The sequence below is a fragment of the Okibacterium sp. AC114 genome (assembly GCF_979253355.1).
In genome coordinates this window covers 1,061,492-1,087,597 of the sequence record NZ_CEEDBR010000001.1, presented here as the reverse complement: position 1 = coordinate 1,087,597, position 26,106 = coordinate 1,061,492, and the positions used below count along the sequence as shown (strand labels likewise).

Genomic DNA, 26,106 nt, shown 5'->3' with positions numbered 1-26,106 from the left:
CGCCGCGCCTCACCGCCGGCCGCGAGTTCCCCCGATATCCTGACGTCAAACATCCCTGGGAGCAACCGTGTCAGAGCAAGATTCGAACTGGAAGTACGCCGACCAGATCGTCAACGAGGCCGAACCGATCGCGCGCGCCCGTCGGCACGCCCTCGAGATGGGCATCGAGCCGATCTCGCCCGCCGTCGGCGCACAGAGCGCACTGATCGCGGCCGCCACGAATGCCCAGAACATCGTCGAGATCGGCACGGGAACCGGCGTGTCGGGTCTCTGGCTGCTGTCGGCGTCGCCGCGCGCCGTGCTGACCTCGATCGAGGCCGAGACCGAGCTGCAGTCGGTGGCTCGCCAGTCGTTCACCGACGCGGGCATCGCGCCCAACCGCGTGCGCCTCATCACGGGACGCGCGCTCGACGTGCTGCCCCGCATGAACGAGAACTCCTATGACATCGTCTTCGTCGACGGCGACCCCGCGCAGGTGATCGAGAACGTCGAGCACGGCCTGCGTCTCGTTCGCCCCGGCGGAACCGTGCTCGTGCCGCGCGCGCTCTGGCGCGGACGCGTCTCCGACCCCGCCCAGCGCGACGAGGTCACCACGTCGTTCCGCACGCTCGTGCAGGAGATCGCCGCGTCCGACGCCGTCGTGGCCGCCCTCTCCCCCGTTGGCGACGGCCTGCTTCAGCTGACGACGCGCTACTAGCCGCGGGCGCCCGGCGCGCGCGGCGTTTAACGAACGAAGGGCGGATGCTGAAGCATCCGCCCTTCAATCGTTCGGGTTGATCAAGCTCCGGAGACTACTCCGGCCAGTGCATCGTGCAACTCTTTCGCTTCGGCATCATTCACCGAGACGACGAGTCGGCCCCCACCTTCGAGCGGTACGCGCACAATGATGAGCCGACCCTCCTTAACAGCCTCCATTGGGCCGTCTCCGGTCCTTGGTTTCATCGCTGCCATGCGATCCCCTTTCGTGGCTAAGTACTCCCTATTATCCGGTGTCGAACCGCCCTTTACGAAATCGCGCGCCAGTGAACTACAGGTGTCGAGCGAGTAATGCTCGTTACGGCGGCGTCCAGTCGGCGCCGTTGACGCGCCAGCACCACTCGAGCCAGACCCATTGGCCCGCCACGCTGAGCACGACGAGCGCCACCCGGTAGATCTTGTTCTTGGGCATGGCCAGCGCGCCGAGGAGGGGGAACATCGGCGCCAGCAGCCGGAACGTGCTCGACTGCGGGAAGAACACCGCGAGGAGATAGAGCGCGTAGCTTGCCAACCAGAGCCGCAGGTCGACGCCCAGGCGCTTCACGAGCGGCGTGAATAGAATGAGCGCGAACGCCAGCACGAGCGCGACGAGGAAGATCGTGCCGTAGACGGGCCCGAACCACCAGTGGAAGCCCTGGATCCACGGAGTGAAGGGCAGCAACTCCTGATAGCCGATGTAGTCGGCGCGCCACGACAGCTCGGTCTGCGTGTACGAATGGATGTCGCCCGTCACGATGCCGGCGATGGCGGGCCAGGCGAATCCGGCCACGAGCGAGGTCGCCGTCGCCCCGACCGCCGCCGCGATCTGTCGCGCCGGGAACGGATCTCTGCGACGCGTGAACCAGCGGTAGACGACGTGCAGCCCGAGGAAGAGCGCGAACGCCAGCCCCGTCGGCCGCACGAACGACATCACGATCACGACCGGGATGAGCGCGACATACCGCCGCTCGAGAGTCAGGTAGAGGGCGAGCGCGATGAAGAAGAGCTGCATCGACTCGGCATAACCCACCTGCAATACGGGCGAGGCGGGCGCGACCGAGAACAGGACGACCGCGAACAGCGACGAGCCGTGCCCCTGCACGCGGCGCATGAGCTTGTAGAACATGAGCGCCGCACCGAACCCGAACGCTATGGCGACGACGAGGGATACGGCGTTCCACTCCAGTCCCGTCACGGTCATGAGTCCGCGCACCGTGAAGGGGTACACCGGCATGAACGCCCACGCGTTTTGCTGCACGTGGCCCTCGGCGCTGATCGGCAGCACCGACGGATATCCCGAGAACGCGACGATGTTGTACCACCGGCTGTCCCACATGGTGGCGAAGGCACCGTAGTCGGGCGACGCGCCCGTCCACGCGTTCATGAGCTGCCCGCGCGCGAAGCCCATCATGATGACGGTCGTGACGCCGCGCGCGGCGGCGAAGATGAGAAGGACTTGCGCCCACCAGGGCAGGCGCGTCCAGCGTGCGATCACCGAACCGCCTCGGTGCCGTCCCCAGTACCGGCACCGGCCGCCTGGAGCCACGACCGCAGCCCGGCCTCGCAGTCGAGGATCTGCTGCACAGACACGCGCTCGTCGTCGGCATGCGCCTTCACGGGGTCGCCGGGGCCGTAGTTGACGGCGGGCACGCCGAGGGCCGAGAACCGGGCCACATCGGTCCAGCCGTACTTCGGTTTCGGGTCACCGCCGACGGCCTCGGCGAAGGCGCGCGCGAGCGGAGCGTCGAGCCCCGGCCGCGCCCCCTCGGCCCGGTCGACGACCGTGATGTCCCACGCCCCGAACAGGTGCTCGAGGTGGGCGATCGCCTGGTCGGCGGTCTTGTCGGGCGCGAAACGATAGTTGATGTGCACCATGCACTCGTCGGGGATGACGTTGCCGGCGATGCCGCCCGAGATGCCCACGGCGTTCAGGCCCTCGCGGTAGACGAGCGAATCGACCTCGACCTGAGCGGCCTCGTAGCGCGACAGCACGTCGAGCACGGGACCGGCGGCGTGGATGGCGTTCTCTCCGACCCAGCTGCGGGCCGAATGCGCGCGCGTGCCGAATGTTCGCACCTCGATGCGGATGGTGCCATTGCATCCGCCTTCGATCTGGCTGTTGGAGGGCTCGCCCAGAATGGCGAAATCGGCCTCGAACAGATCGGGGCGCGCCGCGGCGAGGATGCCCAGGCCGTTGAGCTCTGAGGAGACCTCCTCGTTCTCGTACCACATCCACGTGATGTCGACCCGGGGGTCGGTCAGCTCGACCGCGAGCTTCAGCTGCACGGCAACGCCCGACTTCATGTCGACCGTTCCACGGCCCCACAGATGGTCGACGCCGTCGATCTGCTCCCAGCGTGTCGGGAGATTGTCGTTGAGCGGCACGGTGTCGATGTGGCCCGCGATGACGACGCGTTCGGCGCGGCCCAAGCGGGTGCGCGCGACGACGTTGTGCCCGATACGGATGACCTCGAGGTGCGGCAGCCCCGAGACGGCGGCCTCGATGGCGTCGGCGAGAGCGCCCTCGTTTCCCGAGACCGACTCGATGTCGCAGATCTGCCGGGTGATCTCGGGGGTGGACTGGCTGAGGTCGAGTGAGGGCGTGGAGACGTCAGTCATGGCATCAGTTTAGGGTGAAGCCGGACACCGATCCTGGGCGTCACACGCGAACCCGCGTCGGCACCATTCGCTAGCCTGGAGACATGACCAGCGCGCAGACCTCCCCCGCCGACGAGACCGCCCGACCGACATCCGCGTGGGGTTATGGCCTCGCCACCATCGCCGGAGACGGCACCGTGCTCGACACGTGGTTCCCCGAGCCGCAGCTCGGCCGCATTCCCGAGGGCCGCGAGCGATGGATCGCCCCCGCCGAGATCGAGGCATTGGCCGGCGACGACGAGCGCCGCAACGTGCGCGTCGACATCGTCACGGTCGAGATCGACCTCGATGCAGCCCCCGCGTCCACGCCCGACGCCTACCTGCGCCTGCACCTGCTGTCGCACACGCTCGTGGCGCCCAACACGCTCTCGCTCGACGGCATCTTCGGGCACTTGCCCATAGTCGTGTGGACGAACGCTGGCCCTGTGCACCCCGACGACTTCACGCGACTGCGCCCGGCCCTGCAGCGGGCAGGCATCCATGCCACCGCGATCGACAAGTTCCCGCGCCTCATCGACTACGTCACGCCCCGCGGCGTGCGTATCGCGGATGCCTCACGTGTGCGTTTGGGCGCGCACCTCGCCCCCGGCACCACCGTCATGCACGAGGGTTTCGTCAACTTCAACGCCGGCACGCTCGGTCAATCGATGGTCGAGGGCCGCATCTCGCAGGGCGTGGTCGTGGGCAACGGATCCGACATCGGCGGCGGCGCGTCGATCATGGGCACCCTCTCGGGCGGCGGCACGCAGCGCGTGTCGATCGGCGAGCGGGCGCTACTCGGCGCCAACTCCGGCATCGGCATCTCGATCGGCGATGACAGCGTGGTCGAGGCCGGGCTCTACGTCACCGCCGGCACCAAAGTCGTCGTGCTCGACGGGCAGAAGAAGGCCGATGGCACGCCGCGCACCGTGAAGGCCGTCGAGTTGTCGGGGGTGGCCGGGCTGCTGTTCCGCCGCAACTCGGTGACGGGCGCCGTCGAGGTGCTGCCCCGCACGGGCGCGGGCGTCGTGCTCAATGAGGCGCTGCACGCCTAACCGCTTAGGCATCGAGCATCCGGCACATGACACACGAGAGCCCCGACCGATGATTCGGTCGGGGCTCTCGTCACGTTCGGGGCGTTCTACCGCTGAGGCAGGTCGCGCGCACCCGAGCCGATGTACAGCTGCTGCGGGCGGCCGATCTTCGTCTGCGGGTCGGTGTTCATCTCACGCCAGTGCGCCACCCAGCCGGGCAGGCGGCCGATCGCGAAGAGCACCGTGAACATGCGCGTGGGGAACCCCATGGCCTTGTAGATGACGCCCGTGTAGAAGTCGACGTTGGGGTAGAGCTTGCGCTCCTTGAAGTAGTCGTCTTCGAGGGCGATCTGCTCGAGCTCTTTCGCGAGATCGAGCAGCGGGTCGCTGATGCCGAGGGCCTGCAGCACCTCGTCGGCGCTCTCTTTGACGATCTTGGCGCGCGGGTCGTAGTTCTTGTAGACGCGGTGCCCGAAGCCCATGAGCTTCACGCCGTCTTCCTTGTTCTTGACGCGCTCGACGAAGCGCTGGACGCTCTCGCCCGAGTCGCGGATCTGCCCGAGCATCTGCAGCACGGCCTCGTTGGCGCCGCCGTGCAGGGGGCCCGACAGGGCGTTGATGCCCGCCGAGATCGACGCGTAGAGGTTGGCGCCCGTCGAACCCACGAGGCGAACGGTCGACGTGGACGCGTTTTGCTCGTGGTCGGCGTGCAGGATGAGCAGGCGGTCGAGCGCCTTCGACAGCACGGGGTCGATCTCATACGGCTCGGCCATGGTGCCGAAGTTCAACTTGAGGAAGTTATCGACGAAGTTGAGCGAGTTGTCGGGGTAGAGGAACGCCTGGCCGAGCGACTTCTTGTGCGCGTAGGCCGCGATGATCGGCAGCTTGGCAAGCAGGCGGATGGTGGTCAGCTCGACCTGCTCGGGATCGTTCGGGTTGGCGCCGTTCTCGTAGAACGTCGACAGGGCCGACAGGGCGCTGGAGATGACCGACATCGGGTGCGCGGTGTGCGGCAGCGCCGAGAAGAACCGCTTCAGATCTTCGTGCAGCAGCGTGTGGCGGCGGATCTTCTCGTCGAACTCGGCGAGCTGATCGGCCGTGGGAAGCTCACCATAGATGAGCAACCACGAGACCTCGAGGTAGGTCGAGGAGGATGCCAGCTGCTCGATCGGATACCCGCGGTAACGCAGGATGCCCTGCTCGCCATCGATGTAGGTGATCTTCGACTTGGTGGCGGCCGTGTTGACGAACCCGTAGTCGAGAGCCGTGTAGCCCGTCTGCTTGGTGAGGCTCGAGACATCCATGCTGGATGCGCCGTCTACCGACCGCACGAACGGGAACTCGGCCCGACCCCCCGGATAGGTGAGAAAGGCTTTCTCGGTCTCGTTCGGTGACTGCTGGTCGACGTCGCCCACGGCGCCTCCTTGACTTATGTGGCCTTCAGGATGCTGGCGGCGATCCGGTGGTGACCGTGCATCGCTGCCTTATACAGCCTAGACCGCCCACGCCCCCACTGCGTCATCGTGCAACGATGCTGGGCATCCCCTGGAGGAAACCTCTAGGCGCTTGCGCTCAGCCGCTCGGCCGCCGAAGCGATGCGCTCGTCGGTGGCCGTGAGCGACAGGCGCACGTGCTCCGGATAGAACTCACCGTAGAAATGACCCGGTCCGGCGAGGATTCCGAGATCGGCCAGGCGTTCGATGCTCTGCCAGGCGTCGCGACCCTCGGTGGCCCACAGGTAGAGGCCCGCCTCGGAGCGGTCGATGCGGAAGCCGGCGCGCTCGAGGGCGGGGCGCAGAATCTCGCGACGCACGCGGTATCGCTCGCGCTGCTCGGCCACATGCTCGTGGTCGCCCAGGGCCGTGACCATGGCTTGCTGCAACGGCGCGGGCAGCATGAGTCCGGCGTGTTTGCGCACCGTGAGGAGACGGCCGATGAGCGTGGCGCAGCCGGCGACGAAGGCCGCGCGATATCCGGCGAGGTTCGACTGTTTCGAGAGCGAGTAGACCGACAGCACGTTGCGGCGGTCGTCGCCGATCACGCGGGGGTCGAGAATCGAGGGGATGGCTTCGACATCCCACGGCGCGTCCCAGCCGAGCTCGGCATAACATTCGTCGCTCACGATGGTGGCGCCCAGCTCACGCGCGCGCTCGACGGCCGCTCGCAGCTCGTCGACCGAGAGCACACGCCCGTCCGGATTGCCGGGCGAGTTGAGCCACACGAGCTTGGTGTTCGCGGGCCACTCGGCGGGGTCGTCGGAGGGGAAGGCCTCGGCCCCGGCCAGCGCGGCACCGATGGCATAGGTGGGGTATGCGGCGCGCGGATGCACGATCACATCGCCTTCGCCCACCCCCAGCATGAACGGCAGCAGCGCGACGAGCTCTTTGGAGCCGATCGTCGGGAGCACGTTGGCGGGTGTGAGCATCGAGACACCGCGACGCTCGGCGTACCAGCGCACGATGGCCTCTCGCAGCGCCGGCGTTCCGGCCGTGGTCGGGTAGGCGTGCGCGTCGGTGGCGTCGGCCAGGGAGCGGCGGATCAGGTCGGGGGTCGCATCGACCGGCGAACCGATCGAGAGATCGACGATGCCGTCGGCATGCTGTTTCGCCCGGGCCGCGAAGGGAGCCATCTGGTCCCACGGGTAGTCGGGCAGTGGCTGCAGCGCCATGGGCTAGGCCTGGGGAGGCAGCGCGGCGATCACGGGGTGGTCGTATTTGATGACGCCCACCTTGGCGGCTCCGCCGGGCGAACCGACCTCGTTGAAGAATTCGACGTTGGCCTTGTAGTAGTCGGCCCACTGGTCGGGCAGGTCGTCTTCGTAGTAGATGGCCTCGACGGGGCAGACCGGCTCGCACGCACCGCAGTCGACGCATTCGTCGGGGTGGATGTAGAGGGAGCGTTCACCCTCGTAGATGCAGTCGACGGGGCATTCATCGATGCACGCACGATCTTTAACATCCACACAGGGGAGGGCGATGACGTAGGTCACAGTACTGAGGGTCCCTTCGACGATGACTGGTTCAAGTCTAGGCGCTGTCGCGCGAGCCGAAAGCCGTCGGGCGCGGCCCGGCGGCGTTCTGGCCGAGGTTCTGCCCGGGGCGCGGGGCGCTGTGGCCCAGGTTGCGTGGCCACGAGATCACGACGACGGCGATGAGAGCGGGAACGACCGACCAGACGATGCCCGTGAGGCCCTGCGGGATCAGCACCGACCCGCCCGCGCTGCGGAAGGAGAACAGGACGATCATGCCGACCACACCCACCGCCGACAGCACCGTGGCGACGCGATCTTCGAGCAGCAGGCGCACGCCCACGAAGAGCGCGGCCATGCCGATGAGCCCGAGCACGAGGCCGACGGGCAGAGCAGCGCCGAAGATCGTCACGGTGATCTGGTGCGCGACCGTGCCGACCGTGCCGAAGATGGCCCCGATGACGAGTGCGAGCACCCAGCCGAAGATGCGGCCTCCCGTTGTGACCTCGTCGCCGCTCTGCTCGACCGTGTCGGCATCCCCCACTTCGCGGGTGTTATCGAACGCGAACCCCGAAGAACCGGGGGTCTGCGGCGAGGGAGAGGAGGGAGGAAAGGTCACCGGCCGATTGTAGCTGGACAGGATGGGAGTCCCGGGCTAGTGTTCAAGTCGGTAAGGCAAGGCTTACCTCTTCTCACTCCCCCGAGATCGGCCGCTTTCACCGGCGCAGCGTCGACCGTCTCCTGTCTCCACCGAAGGTACCGTGTTCGCGAACTATCTCATCGGGCTCCGCGAGGGCCTCGAAGCCGCTCTCATCGTCGGCATCCTCATCGCCTATCTGGTCAAGATCGACCGCCGCGACCTGCTCCCCCGGGTCTGGATGGGTATCGGCCTGGCCGTCGCCGTGTCGCTCGGCGTAGGTGCCATCCTCACGTTCGGCGAATACGGCCTGTCGTTCCAGGCGCAGGAGATCATCGGCGGCGGCCTGTCGATCGTGGCCGTCGGATTCGTCACCTGGATGGTCTTCTGGATGGGGCGCACCGCCAAGGACCTCAGTCGCAACCTGCGCTCGGGCATCGATCGCGCGGCAGAAGGCGCCGGCTGGGGCATCGTCTTACTCGCCCTGCTGAGTGTCGGGCGCGAAGGCCTCGAGACGGCCCTGTTCGTCTGGTCGACGGTCGGCCCCAACGCCAGCGGCACCGAGGCGCTCGTCGGCGCCGTGCTCGGCATCCTCACCGCCATCGCCCTCGAGGTGCTCATCTACCGCGGGCTCATCAGCATCAACCTGTCGAAGTTCTTCACGTGGACCGGCTACGCGCTCATCGTCGTCGCCGCCGGCGTGCTGGCTTACGGCATCGGCGATCTGCAAGAGGCCGGCGTGCTGCCCGGGCATTCGTCTACGGCCTACGACATCTCGGCCGTCATCCCGCCCACCAGTTGGTACGGCGCGGTGCTCGGCGGCATCGTCAACTTCAACCCGGCACCCACCGTGCTGCAGGTCGTCGGATGGCTGATCTACATGATCGTGACCGTGCCGCTGTTCTGGCGGCTCACGCGTAAGAAGCTCGGCCGCCCGGCCGCGGCACAGACATCACCAACCCCCTCGACATCCGGCCTCGCATCCGCATCGGCCAACACCCCCGCTCCAGGAGACATCGCATGAGAAAAACTCACCTCGCCCCCGCTGCCGTCGGAGGCGCCCTGACCCTCGCCGTGCTGCTCTCGGGCTGCGTCGCCAACAACCCCGCATCGTCGGCGCTCACGGTCGACATCACGGATGATGGCTGCAACGTCTCGGCCGCCACCGCCGCCTCGGGCGCCGTGAAGTTCACCGCGAGCAACAAGGGCACCCAGGTGAACGAGTTCTACATCCTGGCCGACGACAAGCTGCGCATCGTGGGCGAGAAGGAGAACATCACGCCCGGCGCGACCGTCGACTACGTGGCCCAGCTCTCCCCCGGCACCTATTACACCGAATGCAAGCTCGGCATGGTGGGTGCGGGCATCGGCACCTCGAAGTTCACCGTCACGGGCGACGAGGTCGCTCTCTCGGGCACCGACAAGGAGCAGTCCGACACGGCCGTCACCAACTACGTCGCCTACATCAAAGAGCAGACGGATGGCCTCGTCACCAACGTCGCCGCCTTCACCGCGGCCTACGTCGCCGGCAACGACGACGAGGCGCGCGCCCTGTTCCCCACGGCCCGCACCAACTACGAGCGCATCGAGCCCACGGCCGAGGCGTTCGGCGATCTCGACCCCAAGATCGACTTCCGCGAGCCCATGGCCACGGAAGACGGCATCCCCTTCACCGGTTTCCACCGCATCGAGAAGGACCTGTGGGCTCCCGCGGGCTTCACGCCCAGCACGCCCGCCGAGCGCCAGGAGCTCGCCGACGGCCTGAACGCCAACGTCAAGCAGCTCTTCGACCTCGTGCGGGAGAAGGACTTCACGGTCTCGCTCTCGGACATCTCGAACGGCGCCATCGGCCTGCTCGAAGAGGTCGCCACGTCGAAGATCACGGGCGAAGAGGACGAGTTCAGCCACACCGATCTGTGGGACTTCCAGGCCAACGTCGAGGGCGCCTCGGTGGCATACGGCAACGTGCGCGACATCGCCGTCTCGAAGGGTGACGACGGCAAGAAACTCGTCGAGAAGATCGACAAGCAGTTCGACGCGCTGAACAAGCAGCTGGCCACGTATGGCAGTCTCGAGGCCGGTTTCGTGACCTATGACCAGCTGAGCACGCAACAGGTGAAGGAACTGTCCGACGGCATCAACGCGCTGTCCGAGCCGCTCTCGCAGCTCACCCACACTGTTCTCGGAATCGGCGAGTAGCCTCGGGCGGGCCCGGCGGCGCACACCGCCCGGCCCGCACACCCCGTCCCACCCGGCCGGCCCTCCCCCAGCCCGCCTCCCCGAAAGAAGACGCCCGTGACGACCCCCGACGACCGGATGCCTGACCAGCCCGAGCAGCCGCACGCCTCCACTCAGGCCGACCCTGCGTCGGATGCCCCGCCCAAACGCACGCTCTCGCGACGAGGCCTCTTCGGGCTCGCCGGCGCGGCCGCTGGCGGACTCGTCGTGGGCGGCGCCGGAGCCACCGCCGTGGCCCAGGCGACCGCATCCGGCACCTCGGGCGCCGCTGACTCCTACGCGTTCTTCGGCGCGAACCAGGCGGGCATCGTCACCCCGGCGCAGGACCGGCTGCACTTCGCGGCCTTCGACCTCAGCTCGACGGCGTCGCGCGAGGATGTGATCGAGTTGCTGCAGGACTGGACGCTCGCCGCATCCCGTCTCACCCAGGGCCTCGACGTCAGCGAGGACGGAGCAGTCGGAGGCCCGTCCCTCGCACCGCCCGACGACACGGGCGAGGCGCTCGGACTGCCCGCCGCGGGACTGACCATCACGATCGGTTTCGGCCCCACCCTCTTCAACTCGCGCGACGGCATCGACCGCTTCGGCATCGCCGACAAACGACCCGCCGCACTCGTCGACCTGCCGCACTTCTCGGGCGACACCCTCGACGACGCGCAGTCCGGCGGCGACCTCTGCATCCAGGCGTGCGCCGACGACCCCCAGATCGCCGTACACGCCATCCGCAACCTCTCCCGCATAGCCTTCGGCCGTGCCTCGCTGCGCTGGTCGCAGCTGGGCTTCGGCCGCACGTCGTCGACCTCGACCGCGCAGGCCACCCCGCGCAACCTGTTCGGCTTCAAGGACGGCACGGCCAACATCAAACTCGAGCAGCCCGAGATCGTCGACGATCAGGTCTGGGCACAGAAGACCGACGGCGCGGGCTGGATGGCGGGCGGCTCCTATCTCGTCAGCCGCAAGATCCGCATGCTCATCGAGAACTGGGATCGCGTGGCGCTCGGCGAGCAGGAGCGCGTCGTCGGCCGCGACAAGGGCGAGGGCGCACCGCTCTCGGGCGGCACCGAGTTCACCGAGATCGCGCTCGACAAGACCGGGGATGACGGCCGCTCGATCGACACCGCAGCTCACGTTCGACTCGCACACCCGAGCCAGAACAAAGGCCAACAACTCCTGCGCCGCGGGTACAACTTCGTCGACGGCAACGACGAGCTCGGGCGCCTCAACGCCGGACTGTTCTTCATCGCCTACCAGCGCGACCCGCGCACCCAGTTCATCCCGATCCAGCGCCAGCTCTCGCAGAACGACCTCATGAACGAGTACATCAAACACGTCTCCTCGGGCATCTTCGCGGTGCCTCCGGGCGCCCGCAACGCCGACGACTACATCGGCTCGACGCTCTTCGGCTAGTTCGACGTCCGACCGGCACCATCGTGGGCGCGCGGTTCGTCCTCGCGCAGTTCCCACGGCGTGTCAGCGGCGGGTTCATACTCGACGCGGCCGGCATCCGGGTCGTCGGCCGGTTCGGTGGTGCGCCCGAAAGCGTCGATCTCGGCGGCGCGACCCAGTCCCGCTAGCGCGGACGGCTTGCGACCCGTCACGCGAACGAGCGCGGCACGAAAGCGCGTGATGAGTGGCGTGTGGTCGAATTCATCCATCGGGCCCGCCTTTCTCATACCCGTCACGATAGCCGGGTCGAAGGCACCCGTCGAGGTACGGAGGGCCACCCCGAGCCGCTAGAGACATCGAGCACGCTTTAACGGCGGATGCCCCGGGCCGTGGGGCTCGGGGCATCCGATGTGGAGCGTTGCTCGTCGTGACGAGTGTTACTCGGACTGCTTCTTCAGGCGCGAGGTGTTGCGTGCGCGGGCCTGAGCGTCGAGCTCGACCTTGCGGATGCGAACGGCCTCGGGCGTGACCTCGACGCACTCGTCTTCACGAGCGAACTCGAGGCACTCTTCGAGCGACAGCTGACGCGACGGCGTCATCGACTCGAAGGTGTCCGACGTGGACTGACGCATGTTGGTCAGCTTCTTTTCCTTGGTGATGTTGACGTCCATGTCGTCGGCGCGCGAGTTCTCGCCGATGACCATGCCCTCGTAGACCTCTTCGGTCGGGTTGACGAAGAACGTCATGCGCTCCTGCAGGGCGATGATGGCGAACGGCGTGACGACTCCCGAACGGTCGGCCACGATGGAGCCGTTGTTGCGGGTGACGATGGCGCCGGCCCACTCGTCGTAGCCGTGCGAGATGGCGTTGGCGATGCCCGTTCCGCGCGTGATCGTGAGGAACTCGGTGCGGAAACCGATGAGGCCACGCGACGGGACGATGAACTCCATGCGCACCCAGCCGGTGCCGTGGTTGGCCATGTTTTCCATGCGACCCTTGCGGGCGGCCAGGAGCTGCGTGATGGCGCCGAGGTATTCTTCGGGGCTGTCGATCGTGAGGTGCTCGTAGGGCTCGTGCACCTTGCCGTCGACGCGCTTCGTGACCACCTGGGGCTTGCCCACGGTGAGCTCGTAGCCTTCGCGACGCATCTGCTCGACGAGGATGGCGAGGGCCAGCTCGCCGCGGCCCTGCACCTCCCACTTGTCGGGGAAGCCGATGTCGAGCACCTTGAGCGAGACGTTACCGACGAGCTCGCGGTCGAGGCGGTCCTTGACCATGCGGGCGGTGAGCTTGTGGCCCTTGACCTTGCCGACGAGCGGCGAGGAGTTGGTTCCGATGGTCATCGAGATGGCCGGGTCGTCGACCGTGATGGTCGGCAGGGGGCGCACGTCGTCGGGGTCGGCGAGGGTCTCACCGATGGTGATGTCGGGGAAACCGGCGACGGCGACGATGTCACCGGGGCCAGCCGACTCGGCCGGGTAGCGGTCGAGGGCCTTGGTGATCATGAGCTCGGTGACGCGCACGTTGTGCACGGACCCGTCGTGCTTCACCCAAGCGACCGTCTGGCCCTTCTTGATGTGACCCTGGAAGATGCGCAGCAGCGCGAGGCGACCGAGGAACGGCGAGGCGTCGAGGTTGGTGACGTGTGCCTGCAGCGGGTGCTCGTCGTCGTAGACGGGAGCGGGGATGTGCTCGAGGATGGCCTCGAACAGCGGCTCGAGGTCTTCGTTGTCGGGCAGCTCGCCGTTTTCGGGCTTGTTCTGGCTGGCGGCACCGTTACGGCCCGACGCGTAGACGACGGGGACGTCGAGCACGGTGTCGAGGTCGAGGTCGGGCACGTCGTCGGCCATGTCGGATGCGAGGCCGAGGAGCAGGTCCTGGCTCTCAGAGACGACCTCGTCGATGCGCGCATCGGGACGGTCGGTCTTGTTGACCAGCAGGATGACGGGCAGCTTGGCCTCGAGCGCCTTGCGGAGCACGAAGCGGGTCTGGGGCAGTGGGCCCTCGGACGCGTCGACCAGCAGCACGACGCCGTCGACCATGGACAGGCCTCGCTCGACCTCACCACCGAAGTCGGCGTGGCCCGGGGTGTCGATCACGTTGATCGTGATGGGCCCCTCGGTGGCGTGCTTGCCGTTGTAGGAGATCGCCGTGTTCTTGGCGAGGATGGTGATGCCCTTTTCGCGCTCCAACTCGTTGGAGTCCATGGCGCGCTCTTCGAGGTGCGCGTGCGCTTCGAAGGAGTTGGTCTGACGGAGCATGGCATCGACCAGGGTGGTCTTACCGTGGTCGACGTGAGCCACGATGGCTACGTTGCGGAGGTCGTTGCGCGAGGCAAGCGCCATGAAGAGATTCCTTACCGGGTGTGTGCCGCGTGGATTCTCACACGACGAAAGTGGATGGTAGTGCCAGAAGTGGCCCAAAATACCATTCTACTGTACCCGGCCAAATTAACGGCTAGGTACGATGGCGTGACCGCAAGACGCCGAGCCGAGGACATCGTGACCCCTGCACAGAACCCCGACCATTCCGCCGACGAGGCGCCCGCCGCACGCCGATCTGATGACCGTTTTGTGCGCATTCGCACGCGTTCGTCGTGGTGGATCTGGGGGTTTCTCGCGATTCTGACGGTGTTCTTCCTGGGCGATGCCGTGGTGCGCGGCGCGTGGGGTTTCGTGCTGCTGGCGCTGCCCTGGATGGCTCTGGTGCTCTGGGGCACGTGGGTCGTTCTGGTGCGGCCGAGCGTGACCCTGCGGCCCGATCGGCTCGTGGTTCACAACGTCTTCCGCGTGCACGACATTCCCTGGGCCGCCGTGGCGCGCCTCACCGATCGCTTCCAGCTCGTCGTCGAACTCGCGGATGGCCGCACGCTCGTCAGCTGGGGAGCCCCGACGGGTGGTCTCGGCAAGGCGTCCGTCTCGGGTGACGCCGCGGGCGTCACGATCGTGCGTGATAACGCCGAGGCCCCGCGCGACGGTCGCCGCACCATGGCCGACCGGCGCGGGCGTTCGGCCTCCACGCCCACCACGCAGTCGGTTGTCGACAAGGTGCGCCGCGCCTGGAACACGAGCGCCCCGAAGAAAGCCTCTCAGTCGGCGTCACAGGCTCAGCCGCTGCCGCAAGCGCACGTGGATGGCCTGGCTGTCGGCGTTTCGGTCGCGATCGTCATCTGGTGCGCACTCACGGCCGGCGTGTCGACCTTCCTCCTGTCGTTCAACTGACGCGGGCGCGCGAGCCACACGAGACGACGGAGAACGGGTAGATCTGTAAAAGGCCGGGCCGCGACATGATGTCGCGGCCCGGCCTTTTCGTGTATCGATGCGGTGACGGCATCACGCGCCGCCGCCGATCGAACGGGACTAAATACCGAGCTGGATGCCCGCTCCCGGGATGGCCTCGAGAAGCGCCTTGGTGTACTCCTGCTGCGGGTTCTCGAACACCTCGTCGGTGGTCGCGGCTTCGACGATCTTGCCGGACTGCATGACGGCCACGTTGTCCGCGATCACGCGCACGACCGCGAGGTCGTGGGTGATGAACAGGTACGTGAGCTTCAGCTCTTCCTGCAGCTCGGCGAGCAGCTGGAGGATCTGCGCCTGCACGAGCACGTCGAGCGCCGAGACGGCCTCGTCGAGGATGACGATGTCGGGTTTCAGGGCCAGTGCACGCGCGATGGCGATGCGCTGGCGCTGTCCGCCGGACAGCTCGTTCGGGTAGCGCGACACGACCATCTGCGGCAGCGAGACCTGGTCGAGCAGCTCTTTCACGCGGGCGCGCTGCGTCTTGCGGTCGCCGACCTTGTGCACGCGCAGCGGCTCGGAGATGATGTTGCCGATCGACTGCAACGGGTTGAGCGAGCCATACGGGTCTTGGAACACGGGCTGCATGCGGCGACGCAGCGCCAGCAGTTCGCGGCCCTTGAGCCCGTTGATGGTGTCGCCGTCGATGACGATGTTGCCCGATGTGGCCTCTTCGAGCTTCAGCAGCATCTTGGCCACGGTCGACTTGCCCGAGCCGGACTCGCCGACGAGAGCCGTGGTGGTGCCACGCTCGACGTTGAAGCTGACCTTGTCGACCGCGGTGAAGTCGATCGACCGGCCGGAGCCCTGACGGATCTTGAACACCTTGGTGACGTCGTCGACCACGATCGCGTTGCCGCGGTGACCTTCCGCCTTCTGCGCCTCGGCCCGCGACGCCGCCTGGGCGATGAGGTCGAGGTTGCTGTCGGCTTCTGGCCGGTGCTCGATGTCGACGAGGTCGGCACCGGTGGCCTGGATGCGGCGCGACGCCAGGCTGGGCGCTGCGGCCACCAGCCGCTGCGTGTAGGGGTGCAGCGGGTTCTGCAGGATTTCGACCGACGGACCCGACTCGACGACCTGACCCTTGTACATGACGACGAGCTGCTCGGCGCGCTCTGCAGCGAGGCCGAGGTCGTGCGTGATGAAGATCACGGCCGTGTTCGAGTCGCGCGTGAGCGTCTCGAGGTGGTCGAGGATGACGCGCTGCACCGTGACGTCGAGAGCCGAGGTGGGCTCGTCCGCGATCAGGAGCTTCGGGTTGGCCGCGAGGCCCATGCCGATGAGCACGCGCTGACGCATGCCGCCCGAGAACTGGTGCGGGTACTGCTTGAGGCGGCGCTCGGCATCCGAGAGACCGGCCTCTTTCAGCACCTCGATGGCGCGCTTCTTGACGTCTTTGCGGCCCTTGGCGATGCCGTTGGCGCGAACCGCTTCTTCGACCTGGAAGCCGATGTTCCACACCGGGTTGAGGTTCGACATCGGGTCCTGCGGCACGAAACCGATCTGGCTTCCGCGGATGTCTTCCATCTTCTTCTCGGAGACCTTGGTGAGGTCGACACCGTCGAAGAAGATCTCGCCACCCGTGATCTTGCCGCTGCCGGGGAGCAGGTTGATGATGGCCGAGGCCGTCGTCGACTTGCCCGAGCCGGATTCGCCGACGATCGCGAGGGTCTGGCCCGCGTTGAGCGTGAGGTTCGCGCTGCGGACAGCCTTCACCTCACCGTCTTGCGTGCGGAACGAGACGTCGAGGTTCTTGATCTGGAGGAGTGGTTCGGTCATCGCAGTGCCCTCGCCTTCGGGTCGAGTGCGTCGCGGACGGTCTCACCGAGCATGATGAAGGCGAGAACCGTGAGCGACAGAGCGAGTGACGGGTAGATCAGCACCTGGGGAGCCTGGCGCAGAGTGGTCTGGGCCTGGCCGATGTCGTTGCCCCAGGACATGACGCTCGAGGGCAGTCCGACACCCAGGAAGGACAGCGTCGCCTCGGCGACGATGGCCGACGCCAGCGAGATCGTCGTGATGACGATGACGGGGGCGATCGAGTTGGGCAGCACGTGCTTCCACAGGATGTTGAAGCGCTTGACTCCGATGGCCGTTGCGGCCGTGACGTAGTCGGCGTTCTTCACCCGCAGAATCTCCGACCGGAGCACACGGGCCGTCGCCGGCCAGGCGAAGATTCCGATGGCGAGCGAGATCACCCACACGTTGCGGTTCGAGGAGAAGACCGACATGATCACGACGGCCGCGAGGATGTAAGGAATCGAGAAGAAGATGTCACCGGCGCGCGACAGGACGGCGTCGATCCATCCACCGTAGAAACCGGCGAACGCACCGAACAGGATGCCGAGCGTGAACACCAGCACGGTCACGATGATGCCGACCGAGAGCGACGTCGACGTGCCGTAGATGATGCGCGCGAAGACGTCGCAACCCTGGCGCGTGAAGCCCAGGATGTGACCCTCGCTCGGGCCCGCGTTGCTGTTCGACAGCTCGCAGTTGTCGTTCGGCGCGGTCTGCGTGAACAGACCGGGGAACAGAGCGACGACCACGACGAGCAAGATGATGACGGACGAGATCCAGAACATCGGGCGGCCCCGCAGATCGCGCCAGGCGTCGATCCAGAGGTTGGACGGCTTGCCGTCGGTTTTGACGGAGTCGATGGCGACGAGAGGGGTCTCCTCGAGCGGCGCGACGAAGTGCCCGGGTGAGGGCTTCTGTGTGCTATTTGGCATAACGGATCCTTGGGTCGAGCACTGCGTAGAGCAGATCGACTAAGAGGTTGACGACCAGGTAGATCAGGACCATGACGGTGACGAAGGACACGACGGTGGGTCCTTCACCCTTCAGGATGGCCTGGTAGAGCGTGCGACCGACACCGGGCACGTTGAAGATGCCCTCGGTCACGGTGGCGCCCACCAGCAGAACACCGAAGTCGGTACCCAGGTAGGTGACGACGGGGATCAGGGAGTTGCGCAGGATGTGCACGGGGACGATGCGCTTCGAGGAGAGACCCTTGCTGTACGCGGTGCGCACGAAGTCGAGGTTCTTGGTCTCGATGACCGAGGAGCGCGTCAGGCGCACGATCTGCGCGAAGCTGATGCTCGCGAGCACGAGGGCCGGGAGTATCAGGTCTTGGATGGGTGCACCTGCGCCGACGGTCGGCCGGAACCATCCGAGTGCGATGCCCAGGAAGTACTGACCCAGGAACGCCGTGACGAAGATCGGCAGCGAGATCAGGATCAGGCTGACGACGAGGGCGCTCGCGTCGAAGATGCCGCCCTTGCGGATTCCCGAGACGAGACCGATCAGGATGCCGGCGATCATCTCGAACAGGAGGGCGAGGATGGCGAGGCGGATGGTGACCGGGAAGGTCTGCGCCAGAATCTCGGTGACCGGCTGACCGGAGTAGGAGACGCCGAAGTCGAAGCGGAAGATGCCGCCGAGGTAGTAGAGGTACTGAACGAAGAACGGTTCGTTCAAGTGGTATTGCTCACGCAACTGCTCGAGCAGTGCGGGGTTGGGGGTCTTGTCGCCGAAGAGCGCCAACAGCGGGTCTCCGGGCATGGCGAAGACCATGAAATAAATCAAGAACGTTGTTCCCAGCAAGACTGGGATCGCCTGCAGGAGGCGGAACAGGATATATCGGGCCATATCCTAGCTCGCCGTTCCTTGGTGCTTACTCATGTGAAGTTGAACCTATCTTTGAGGGCGATTGCGCCGCTGGTGGCGGACGCGTCGTGGGGCGGCAGCGGGTAAGCTGCCGCCCCACATCGCTAGCTGGTGGAACGTGACGGTCAAACCGTCAGACTACTACTAGCCCTTGGTCACGTCATAGTAGAGCGGAACGGAGTTCCAGCCGAACTTGACGTTGTCGACATCCTCGCCGTAGCCACCGTTGACGTTGGCGTACCAGAGGGGGATGACGGGCAGGTCTTCCATGAGGATCGCCTGAGCGTCCTGGAAGTCCTTGTTGGCGGCCTCTTCAGAGGTTTCGCCCTGGCCCTTCTTCAGCAGCGCGTCGAACTCGGGGTTCGAGTAGTCACCGTCGTTGGAGCCGGCGTTGGTCGCGTACAGCGGGCCGAGGAAGTTGAACAGACCCGGGTAGTCGGCCTGCCATCCGGTGCGGAATGCGGTCTGGATGGTGCGGTCGGTGATCGCGGTGCGGACCTCGGCGAAGGTCGGCGAGGGAGCGCCGGACGCGTCGATCTTGAGCGTGTTCTTCAGCTGGTTCGACACGGCGTCGACCCAACCCTGGTGTCCACCGTCAGCGTTGTACGCGATCTGGAAGGTGCCGGTCCACGGGGAGATGGCGTCTGCCTGGTCCCAGAGTTCCTTGGCCTTCTTGGCGTCGAACGTGAGGACCTCGTTGCCCTTGATGTCTTCCGAGAAGCCATCGATGACCGGGGACGTGAAGTCCTTGGCCGGGGTGCGGGTGTCCTGGAAGATCACCTTGGTGATCTCGTCGCGGTTGATGGCCATGGAGATGGCCTGGCGACGCAGCTTGCCCTCTTCACCCGAGAAGTGCTCGAGGCGCTCCGGGATGGCGAAGGACTGGAAGATGGCCGCAGCCTGGTTGACGGCACGGTCGCCCAGGTCGCTCTCGTAGGAGCCGAAAGCGGAGTCCGGGATGGCGTCGAGGATGTCGAGGTTGCCGGCGATGAGGTCGGAGTACGCGGCGTCCTGCTGAGCGTAGAACGTGATGGTCAGACCACCGTTCTTCACCTCGCGTCCACCCTTGTAGTCGTCGTTCTTCACGAGGGCGATGGACTCGTCGTGCTTCCACGCGCCTTCGCCGTCGAGCTTGTACGGGCCGTTGCCGACCGGGTTCTGGCCGTAGGCGTCGATGTCTTCGAACGCAGCCTTGGGCAGCGGGTAGAAGGCCGAGTAGCCGAGGCGCAGCGGGAAGTCAGCCGTGGGCTGCTTCAGCGTGACCGTGAAGGTGGTGTCGTCGACGACCTTGAGGCCGGACAGCGTGGCGACGTTCTCGTCGTAGCTGAAGCCTTCGATGTCTTCGAAGAAGTAGCTCGAGAGCTGCTTGTTGTCGAGGGCGGCGCCGTAGTTCCAGGCGTCGACGAAGTTCTGAGCGGTGACGTCTTCACCGTTGGTGAAGGTGTTGCCTTCCTTCAGCTTGATGGTGAAGGTCTGCGAGTCGTCGGTGTCGATCGACTCAGCCATGTCGTTGACCGGCTTGCCATCGGCGTCGTAGTAGACGAGGCCCGCGAAGATCGCGTCCAGGATCTTGCCGCCGCCAACTTCGTTGGTGTTGGTGGGGATGAGCGGGTTCTGGGGCTCGCTGCCGTTGGTGGTGATGATCGCGGATGCGTTGGCCGACGGCTTGCTGTCGGTTGTGCCTCCACCGGAGCAGCCGGTCAGGGCCAAAGCCCCTGCTGCGACCAGCGCCACGGCCGTCAGGCCGATGCGGTTGATTCTCAATGTTCCTCCTGTGCAATGGATGCAGCGCCGGACAGAGTTATGCCCTGACTGGCGTGCTGGATAAGAATGACGATAAGTAGCGCTTCTCGAATTTCCAAACGCAAGCTGCGAATCGTTACACACCGGAAACGCGATCGCCGGAATTTTGCACGTTGCGCACAAAATGTGCGGCGTACCGACATCCACCACACAGAAAGAGCGGGCCTCGCAATTATGAACAGCGAAGCGATGGACAATCTGCCTCCCGTTCACCCCGCCGTTACCGGGCGAGAGAGGCTTTTCGAGGGGCGTGCGGCCCTGCCCGGGGAGCGAGCGCGGGTGTGGTGGGAGATCGCGATCGTGCTGGGCTTGTCGCTCGGGGCATCCGCTGTGTATTCGATCGTGTCGCTGCTGTCGATCGTGACGGCGGGCAAGACGCTGGCGGGGTCGAGCACATCGCTCAACAGCAGTCAGTCGCCCCGGGAATGGCTCGACTTCACCTATCAATTCCTGTCGCTGTTCTTCGCGCTCGTGCCCGTTGCCCTCGCGCTGTATCTGCTGTGGCGGCCGGGGCGCAGCGCATTTCGGCGCGTGGGGCTCGACCTGACCCAGCCCGGGCGGGATGTCGGACGCGGTCTGCTGCTGCTCGCCGTGATCGGGGTGCCGGGCATCGCGTTCTATGCCGTGGGGCGTGTGCTGGGGCTCACGGTCGCCGTGAACGCCGCACCGCTCGAGGGCTACTGGTGGACCATCCCGATGCTCATTTTCTCGGCCATTCGCGCGGGCCTGCAGGAGGAGGTCATCGTCGTGGCCTACCTGTTCGAGAAGCTGCGGCAGCTGGGCTGGAACACGTGGTCGATCATCCTGTCGACGAGCTTGTTGCGCGGCAGTTACCACCTGTATCAGGGCGTGGGGCCGTTCGTCGGCAACGTCGTGATGGGCGTGGTTTTCGGGTGGTGCTATCAGCGCTGGGGGCGCGTGATGCCGCTCGTGGTGGCGCACGCGATCATCGACATCGTGTCGTTCGTCGGGTACCCGTTGGCTGCCGCGTGGTGGCCCGGAATCTTTACCGTCGGGTCTTAGACAAGCGTCGCTCGCGTGAGCGGATGAGCAGAAAACGACGAAGGGCCGCGCATCCGTGGGGATGGGCGGCCCTTCGTGTCTGAAGGACCGGAACCGTTAGGCGAAGGCCTCGGGCGGCGGGCACGCGCACACGAGGTTGCGGTCGCCGAACGCCTGGTCGATGCGTCGAACCGGCGGCCAGTACTTGCCACGGATGAGCGTGGACACGGGGTAGACGGCTTCCTCACGCGTGTAGGCGTGCTGCCACTCGCCCTCGATCACCGAACGCGCGGTGTGCGGGGCGTTGACGAGGGGATTGTCGTCGGCCGGCCACTCCCCCGCGGCAACCCTGTCGGCCTCCTGCTTGATGGCGATCATGGCGTCGATGAAGCGATCGATCTCGGCCAGGTCTTCGCTCTCGGTGGGCTCGACCATGAGCGTGCCCGCGACCGGGAACGACATGGTGGGCGCGTGGAAGCCGTAGTCGACGAGGCGCTTGGCCACATCGTCGTTGCTGATGCCCGTTGCCTCTTTGAGAGGGCGCAGGTCGAGAATGCACTCGTGCGCCACGAGACCCGCGTCACCCGCGTAGAGCACCGGATAATGCGGGGCCAGGCGCGCTGCGACGTAGTTGGCGGCCAGGACCGCTGCCCCCGTCGCCTGTGTCAGGCCCTCGAGGCCCATCATGCGCACGTAGGCCCACGAGATCGGCAGGATGCTCGACGAACCGAAGGGCGCGGCCGAGACCGCTCCCCCGTCGTGCGCGTAGCCCGAGTGCTCGTTGCGCTGCGCGAACGGGTGGCCCGGCAGGAACGGCGCGAGGTGCGCCTTGGCCGCGACCGGACCGACACCGGGGCCGCCGCCACCGTGCGGGATGCAGAACGTCTTGTGCAGGTTGAGGTGCGAGACATCCCCGCCGAACGATCCGAACTTGGCATAGCCGAGCAGGGCGTTGAGGTTGGCGCCGTCGACGTAGACCTGTCCGCCCGCGTCGTGCACGGCATCCGTGATCGCCTGGATCTCGTGCTCGTAGACGCCGTGGGTGGACGGGTAGGTGACCATGAGCGCGGCCAACGTGTCGGCGTGCTCGGCGATCTTGGCCCGCAGGTCGTCGAGGTCGACGTTGCCGAGCTCGTCGCACGCCACGACGACCACGCGCATGCCCGCGAGAACGGCCGAGGCCGCGTTGGTGCCGTGCGCGCTCTGCGGGATGAGGCAGACCGTGCGGGCCTCGTCGCCGCGGGACAGGTGGTAGCCGCGGATGGCGAGCAGGCCCGCCAATTCGCCCTGGCTGCCCGCGTTGGGCTGCAGCGAGACCGTGTCATAGCCCGTGAGCTCGGCGAGCCAGTCTTCGAGCTGCGCGATGAGCTTCAGGCTGCCCTCGACCTGCGCCTCGGGGGCGAAGGGGTGCAGGCCTGCGAACTCGGGCCAGGAGACGGCTTCCATCTCGGTGGCCGCGTTGAGCTTCATGGTGCAGGAACCCAGCGGGATCATGCCGCGGTCGAGCGCATAGTCGCGATCGGCCAGCGTCTTGAGGTAGCGCATCATGGCGGTCTCGGAGTGGTGCGCGTTGAAGACCTGGTGGGTTAGGAAGGGCGTGGCGCGGAGGAGGGCCTCGGGCACGCGGGCCGGGCGCGGAATGAACGCGTAGGAGAGCGACACAGGTCCACGAACGGCCTGAAGCACGGCGAGCACGTCGTTGAGCGTGGTGGTCTCGTCGACCGAGACCTGCACGACCGTGTCGCCAGCCTTCCAGAGGTTGATGCCGGCCTGGCGGGCCCGCTCGATGACGGCATCGGCTCCGTCGGGCACCCGGATCTGGACCGTGTCGAAGAAGTCGGCGTGCACGGTCTCGAAGCCCTGGTCCTTGAGCAGCGTTGCGAGGTTGGCAGCCCATGTGCCGACCTCGTTCGCGATGCGCTTGATGCCATCCGGGCCGTGGTAGACCGCATACATGCCGGCCATGACGGCCAGAAGGACCTGAGCGGTGCACACGTTGGACGTGGCCTTCTCGCGGCGGATGTGCTGTTCGCGCGCCTGCAGGCTGAGGCGATAGGCGGGGTGGCCGTCGGCATCCTTCGAGACACCGACGAGGCGGCCGGGCAGCTGGCGCTCGAGGCCCGAGCGCACCGCGAGGTAGCCCGCGTGGGGCCCGCCGAAGCCGAGCGGCACGCCGAAGCGCTGAGTGGTGCCCGCGGCGACGTCGGCACCCATCTGGCCGGGCGACGTGATGAGCGCGAGGGCCAGCAGGTCGGCCGCGACGACCGTGAGGGCGCCCGTGGCCTTGACGGCTGAGATGACCTCGGTGGGGTCCCAGATGAGACCGGATGCGCCGGGGTATTGGATGAAGGCGCCGAACGCTTCGGGCAGGCTCTCGTCGCCCGCCGCACGCTCGTCGCCCGCCGCACGCTCGTCGGACGCCAGCCACGCGGGGAAGTCGACCTCGACGATCTCGATGCCCGTCGCCTCGGCGCGGCTGTCGAGCAGGGCGCGCGTCTGGGGCAGGGCATCCGCATCGACCAGGAAGACGTTCGAACGGGACTTGGAAGCGCGCCGCGTGAGCAGCATGCCCTCGACAACGGCCGTTCCCTCGTCGAGCATGGACGCGTTGGCCGTGTCGAGCCCCGTGAGGTCGGTGACCATGGTCTGGAAGTTGATGAGCGCCTCGAGTCGGCCCTGGCTGATCTCGGGCTGGTACGGCGTGTAGGCCGTGTACCACGACGGGTTCTCGAGCACGTTGCGCTTGATCACGGCGGGCGTGATGGTGTCGTAGTAGCCCAGGCCGATCATCGAGCGTGCGACCTGGTTCTGGTCGGCCAGCGCGCGCAGCTCGGCGAGCGCCTCACGTTCGGAGGCAGGCTTTCCGAGGATGTCGTTGAGCGGGCGTTCGCCCTCCGGCACCTGGATGGACGCGGGAACGGCCGCGCGCACGAGCGCATCGACGCTGTCGTAGCCGAGCGCGTCGAGCATGTGCTTCTGCTCGGCGGAACCCGTTCCGATGTGGCGGGTGCTGAAACGCTCCGCCATTACTCGCCGACCAATGCGCGGTACTCGTCGTAGCCGAGCAGGCCGTCGGGCAGGGCCTCGAAGCGCACCTTGATGAGCCAGCCGTCGCCGTAGGGGTCGGTGTTCACGAGCTCGGGGGCGTCGACGACCTGGTCGTTGACCTCGGTGACGACACCGTCGACGGGCGCAAAGAGTTCGCCGACCGATTTGGTCGATTCGACCTCGCCGACGACCTTGCCGCTGGCCACGTCGCTGTCGACGTCGGGCAGGTCGACGAAGACGACGTCACCGAGCTTCTCGGCGGCGTAGTCGGTGATTCCCACGGTGGCGATGTCGCCCTCGACGAGAAGCCATTCGTGTTCGGGCGTGTACTTGAGGGCGGTCTTGTCGGCCATGGTCAGTTCTTCTTCCGTGAGTAAAAGGGCAGGTCGGTGACGGTGACGGGAATGCGGGTGCCGCGCACGTCGACGGCGAGTTGCGTGCCGGTGCGGGCCGATCGGGGGGCCACGTAGGCCATGGCGATGGGATGTCCGAGCGTCGGCGACAGGGCGCCCGACGTGATCTCGCCCACGGGTTCGGTGGGTTCGGCGCCATTCTCGGTCGCGGCGAACACGGAGTAGCCGGCACGCGGGGCACGGCGCCCCTCGGCGACGAGCCCGACGAGGACATGAGCCTCGGCATCCGGGCCCTCTTCGCTGGCGGCGCGTCCGACGAAGTCGCCGGGCTTCGAGAGGTCGACGACGCGACCGAGGCCGGCCTGCGCGGGGAACGCGCCCTCGCCGAGCTCGTGGCCGTAGAGGGGCATGCCGGCTTCAAGGCGCAGGGTGTCGCGGCTGGCGAGACCCGCGGGAACGAGGCCGAGCGGGGTGCCCGCGTCGGTGAGCGCCTGCCAGAGGGCGGGGGCGACATCCGGGGCGACATAGATCTCGAAACCGTCTTCGCCCGTGTAACCCGTGCGCGCGATGAGCACGGGGTGCTGGTCGAAGGTGCCAGCGACGGAACGGTAGTAGCGCAGCTCGCCCAGGACGTCGAGCGAGTCGCGGCCGTCGCGGTCGCCGCCGTCGATCGCGAGGCCCTGCGTGACGCTCAGGATCTCGAGTGACTTGGGGCCCTGCACGGCGACGAGGGCCATCTGCTCGGACTCGTCGAAGGTCTCGACGTCGAACGGGGCCGTGCGCGACTGGAGTTCGCCGGCCACACGGTGCGCGTTGGAAGCGTTGGCGACGACGAGGTAGCGGTCTTCGCCCGTGCGGTAGACGATGAGGTCGTCGATGACCCCGCCGTGGCGCGCGAGGAGAAGCGAGTATTTGGCCTGGCCGACGGCGATGCGGGACAGCGTGCCGGCGAGGGCGTAGTCGAGGGCTTCTCCGGCCTCGGGGCCGAGGACCAGGATCTCGCCCATGTGCGACAGGTCGAAGAGGCCGGCGGCCGTGCGCACGGCATGGTGCTCGGCGAGGTCGCTCGAGTAGCGCACGGGCATCTGCCAGCCGGCGAAGTCGGTGAAGCTCGCGCCGAGCGCCTCGTGCACGGCGTGCAGCGGGCTGTAGCGGATGCCGTCGGCGTGCGCGTCTTGAGCGGCCAACTCGTCGATCGGCACGGCCGTGGGCACAGCGTCGGGCACATTGCCGACGTCGGTGCGTTCGCCCGTGGGCTGAGCGGCGGGGTTGTTGTCGTGGGACATCGGAGTTCTCCATT

The 26,106-nt window shown here is 66.8% G+C and carries 23 protein-coding genes; 7 read left to right on the top strand and 16 right to left on the bottom strand.

Features of this window, described 5'->3' with window-relative positions:
• Positions 1-67: 67 nt before the first annotated feature.
• The gene (locus ACZ6IE_RS05280; RefSeq protein WP_077053564.1) at positions 68-697 is read left to right on the top strand and encodes an O-methyltransferase; all 630 of its coding nucleotides are present in this window, start codon (positions 68-70) and stop codon (positions 695-697) included.
• A gap of 80 nt (positions 698-777) precedes the next feature.
• Here the strand turns inward: ACZ6IE_RS05280 and ACZ6IE_RS05275 are convergent, their stop codons facing one another.
• The 3 genes from ACZ6IE_RS05275 to dapE all read right to left on the bottom strand — a co-directional run bounded on the left by ACZ6IE_RS05275 (position 778) and on the right by dapE (position 3,354).
• Positions 778-951, bottom strand: coding sequence for a DUF3117 domain-containing protein (locus tag ACZ6IE_RS05275; protein ID WP_077053565.1), 174 nt, complete (start codon positions 949-951; stop codon positions 778-780).
• Between the two features lie 103 nt (positions 952-1,054).
• Positions 1,055-2,230, bottom strand: a complete 1,176-nt coding sequence (locus ACZ6IE_RS05270) for a hypothetical protein (RefSeq protein ID WP_464607085.1) — start codon at positions 2,228-2,230, stop codon at positions 1,055-1,057.
• Positions 2,227-3,354, bottom strand: a complete 1,128-nt coding sequence (gene dapE / locus ACZ6IE_RS05265; RefSeq protein WP_464607084.1) for a succinyl-diaminopimelate desuccinylase — start codon at positions 3,352-3,354, stop codon at positions 2,227-2,229. Before dapE ends, ACZ6IE_RS05270 begins: the two co-directional genes overlap by 4 nt.
• 83 nt (positions 3,355-3,437) lie before the next feature.
• Here dapE and dapD point away from each other — a divergent pair, with 83 nt between their 5' ends.
• On the top strand, positions 3,438-4,427 hold the full coding sequence (dapD, locus tag ACZ6IE_RS05260; RefSeq protein WP_464607083.1) for a 2,3,4,5-tetrahydropyridine-2,6-dicarboxylate N-succinyltransferase: 990 nt from the start codon (positions 3,438-3,440) through the stop codon (positions 4,425-4,427).
• An 86-nt stretch (positions 4,428-4,513) separates the two neighbouring features.
• Here the strand turns inward: dapD and ACZ6IE_RS05255 are convergent, their stop codons facing one another.
• From ACZ6IE_RS05255 to ACZ6IE_RS05240, 4 genes are all read right to left on the bottom strand, one after another.
• On the bottom strand, positions 4,514-5,821 hold the full coding sequence (locus ACZ6IE_RS05255) for a citrate synthase (protein ID WP_464607082.1): 1,308 nt from the start codon (positions 5,819-5,821) through the stop codon (positions 4,514-4,516).
• A gap of 143 nt (positions 5,822-5,964) precedes the next feature.
• A complete protein-coding gene (gene dapC / locus ACZ6IE_RS05250; protein WP_464607081.1) occupies positions 5,965-7,074 on the bottom strand; it encodes a succinyldiaminopimelate transaminase in 1,110 nt (369 codons plus the stop codon).
• Between the two features lie 3 nt (positions 7,075-7,077).
• On the bottom strand, positions 7,078-7,395 hold the full coding sequence (gene fdxA, locus ACZ6IE_RS05245) for a ferredoxin (protein ID WP_077053570.1): 318 nt from the start codon (positions 7,393-7,395) through the stop codon (positions 7,078-7,080).
• 37 nt (positions 7,396-7,432) lie between these two features.
• Positions 7,433-7,993: a DUF6113 family protein gene (locus tag ACZ6IE_RS05240; protein WP_464607080.1), complete on the bottom strand. Its 561-nt coding sequence runs from the start codon at positions 7,991-7,993 to the stop codon at positions 7,433-7,435.
• Positions 7,994-8,135: 142 nt separating this feature from the next.
• Between ACZ6IE_RS05240 and efeU the strand changes: the two genes are divergently transcribed.
• From efeU to efeB, 3 genes are all read left to right on the top strand, one after another.
• Positions 8,136-9,035 carry an iron uptake transporter permease EfeU gene (gene efeU, locus ACZ6IE_RS05235; protein ID WP_464607079.1) on the top strand — a complete coding sequence of 300 codons (900 nt, stop codon included), beginning with the start codon at positions 8,136-8,138 and terminating at the stop codon, positions 9,033-9,035.
• Positions 9,032-10,210 (top strand): iron uptake system protein EfeO, encoded by a 1,179-nt coding sequence (efeO, locus tag ACZ6IE_RS05230; RefSeq protein ID WP_464607078.1) that lies wholly within the window; start codon positions 9,032-9,034, stop codon positions 10,208-10,210. Before efeU ends, efeO begins: the two co-directional genes overlap by 4 nt.
• Before the next feature lie 117 nt (positions 10,211-10,327).
• Positions 10,328-11,656 carry an iron uptake transporter deferrochelatase/peroxidase subunit gene (gene efeB / locus ACZ6IE_RS05225; RefSeq protein ID WP_464608585.1) on the top strand — a complete coding sequence of 443 codons (1,329 nt, stop codon included), beginning with the start codon at positions 10,328-10,330 and terminating at the stop codon, positions 11,654-11,656.
• On the opposite strand, the gene ACZ6IE_RS05220 is transcribed toward efeB, so the two are convergent.
• The gene (locus ACZ6IE_RS05220) at positions 11,653-11,904 is read right to left on the bottom strand and encodes a hypothetical protein (protein WP_464607077.1); all 252 of its coding nucleotides are present in this window, start codon (positions 11,902-11,904) and stop codon (positions 11,653-11,655) included. The genes efeB and ACZ6IE_RS05220 overlap by 4 nt on opposite strands.
• Before the next feature lie 168 nt (positions 11,905-12,072).
• Positions 12,073-13,980, bottom strand: coding sequence for a translational GTPase TypA (gene typA, locus ACZ6IE_RS05215; RefSeq protein ID WP_077053573.1), 1,908 nt, complete (start codon positions 13,978-13,980; stop codon positions 12,073-12,075).
• Between the two features lie 126 nt (positions 13,981-14,106).
• Between typA and ACZ6IE_RS05210 the strand changes: the two genes are divergently transcribed.
• Entirely contained in the window at positions 14,107-14,856 is a 750-nt protein-coding gene (locus ACZ6IE_RS05210) for a PH domain-containing protein (protein ID WP_464607076.1), read from the top strand.
• 138 nt (positions 14,857-14,994) lie between these two features.
• On the opposite strand, the gene ACZ6IE_RS05205 is transcribed toward ACZ6IE_RS05210, so the two are convergent.
• From ACZ6IE_RS05205 to ACZ6IE_RS05190, 4 genes are all read right to left on the bottom strand, one after another.
• Positions 14,995-16,710: a dipeptide ABC transporter ATP-binding protein gene (locus tag ACZ6IE_RS05205; RefSeq protein ID WP_464607075.1), complete on the bottom strand. Its 1,716-nt coding sequence runs from the start codon at positions 16,708-16,710 to the stop codon at positions 14,995-14,997.
• Positions 16,707-17,663, bottom strand: coding sequence for an ABC transporter permease (locus tag ACZ6IE_RS05200; RefSeq protein ID WP_079727216.1), 957 nt, complete (start codon positions 17,661-17,663; stop codon positions 16,707-16,709). The genes ACZ6IE_RS05205 and ACZ6IE_RS05200 overlap by 4 nt, the downstream gene beginning before the upstream one ends.
• Positions 17,653-18,582, bottom strand: coding sequence for an ABC transporter permease (locus ACZ6IE_RS05195; protein ID WP_077053577.1), 930 nt, complete (start codon positions 18,580-18,582; stop codon positions 17,653-17,655). The genes ACZ6IE_RS05200 and ACZ6IE_RS05195 overlap by 11 nt, the downstream gene beginning before the upstream one ends.
• A gap of 162 nt (positions 18,583-18,744) precedes the next feature.
• The gene (locus ACZ6IE_RS05190; RefSeq protein WP_464607074.1) at positions 18,745-20,364 is read right to left on the bottom strand and encodes a peptide ABC transporter substrate-binding protein; all 1,620 of its coding nucleotides are present in this window, start codon (positions 20,362-20,364) and stop codon (positions 18,745-18,747) included.
• A gap of 228 nt (positions 20,365-20,592) precedes the next feature.
• Here ACZ6IE_RS05190 and ACZ6IE_RS05185 point away from each other — a divergent pair, with 228 nt between their 5' ends.
• Entirely contained in the window at positions 20,593-21,426 is an 834-nt protein-coding gene (locus tag ACZ6IE_RS05185; RefSeq protein WP_464607073.1) for a CPBP family intramembrane glutamic endopeptidase, read from the top strand.
• Positions 21,427-21,522: 96 nt separating this feature from the next.
• Here the strand turns inward: ACZ6IE_RS05185 and gcvP are convergent, their stop codons facing one another.
• The 3 genes from gcvP to gcvT are packed head-to-tail and all read right to left on the bottom strand — an operon-like array spanning position 21,523 to position 26,092.
• Complete coding sequence (gene gcvP / locus ACZ6IE_RS05180) at positions 21,523-24,432, bottom strand: aminomethyl-transferring glycine dehydrogenase (protein ID WP_464607072.1); 2,910 nt, start codon at positions 24,430-24,432, stop codon at positions 21,523-21,525.
• The gene (gene gcvH, locus ACZ6IE_RS05175; RefSeq protein ID WP_464607071.1) at positions 24,432-24,806 is read right to left on the bottom strand and encodes a glycine cleavage system protein GcvH; all 375 of its coding nucleotides are present in this window, start codon (positions 24,804-24,806) and stop codon (positions 24,432-24,434) included. The genes gcvP and gcvH overlap by 1 nt, the downstream gene beginning before the upstream one ends.
• A gap of 2 nt (positions 24,807-24,808) precedes the next feature.
• Positions 24,809-26,092: a glycine cleavage system aminomethyltransferase GcvT gene (gene gcvT / locus ACZ6IE_RS05170; RefSeq protein WP_464607070.1), complete on the bottom strand. Its 1,284-nt coding sequence runs from the start codon at positions 26,090-26,092 to the stop codon at positions 24,809-24,811.
• Positions 26,093-26,106: the final 14 nt, after the last annotated feature.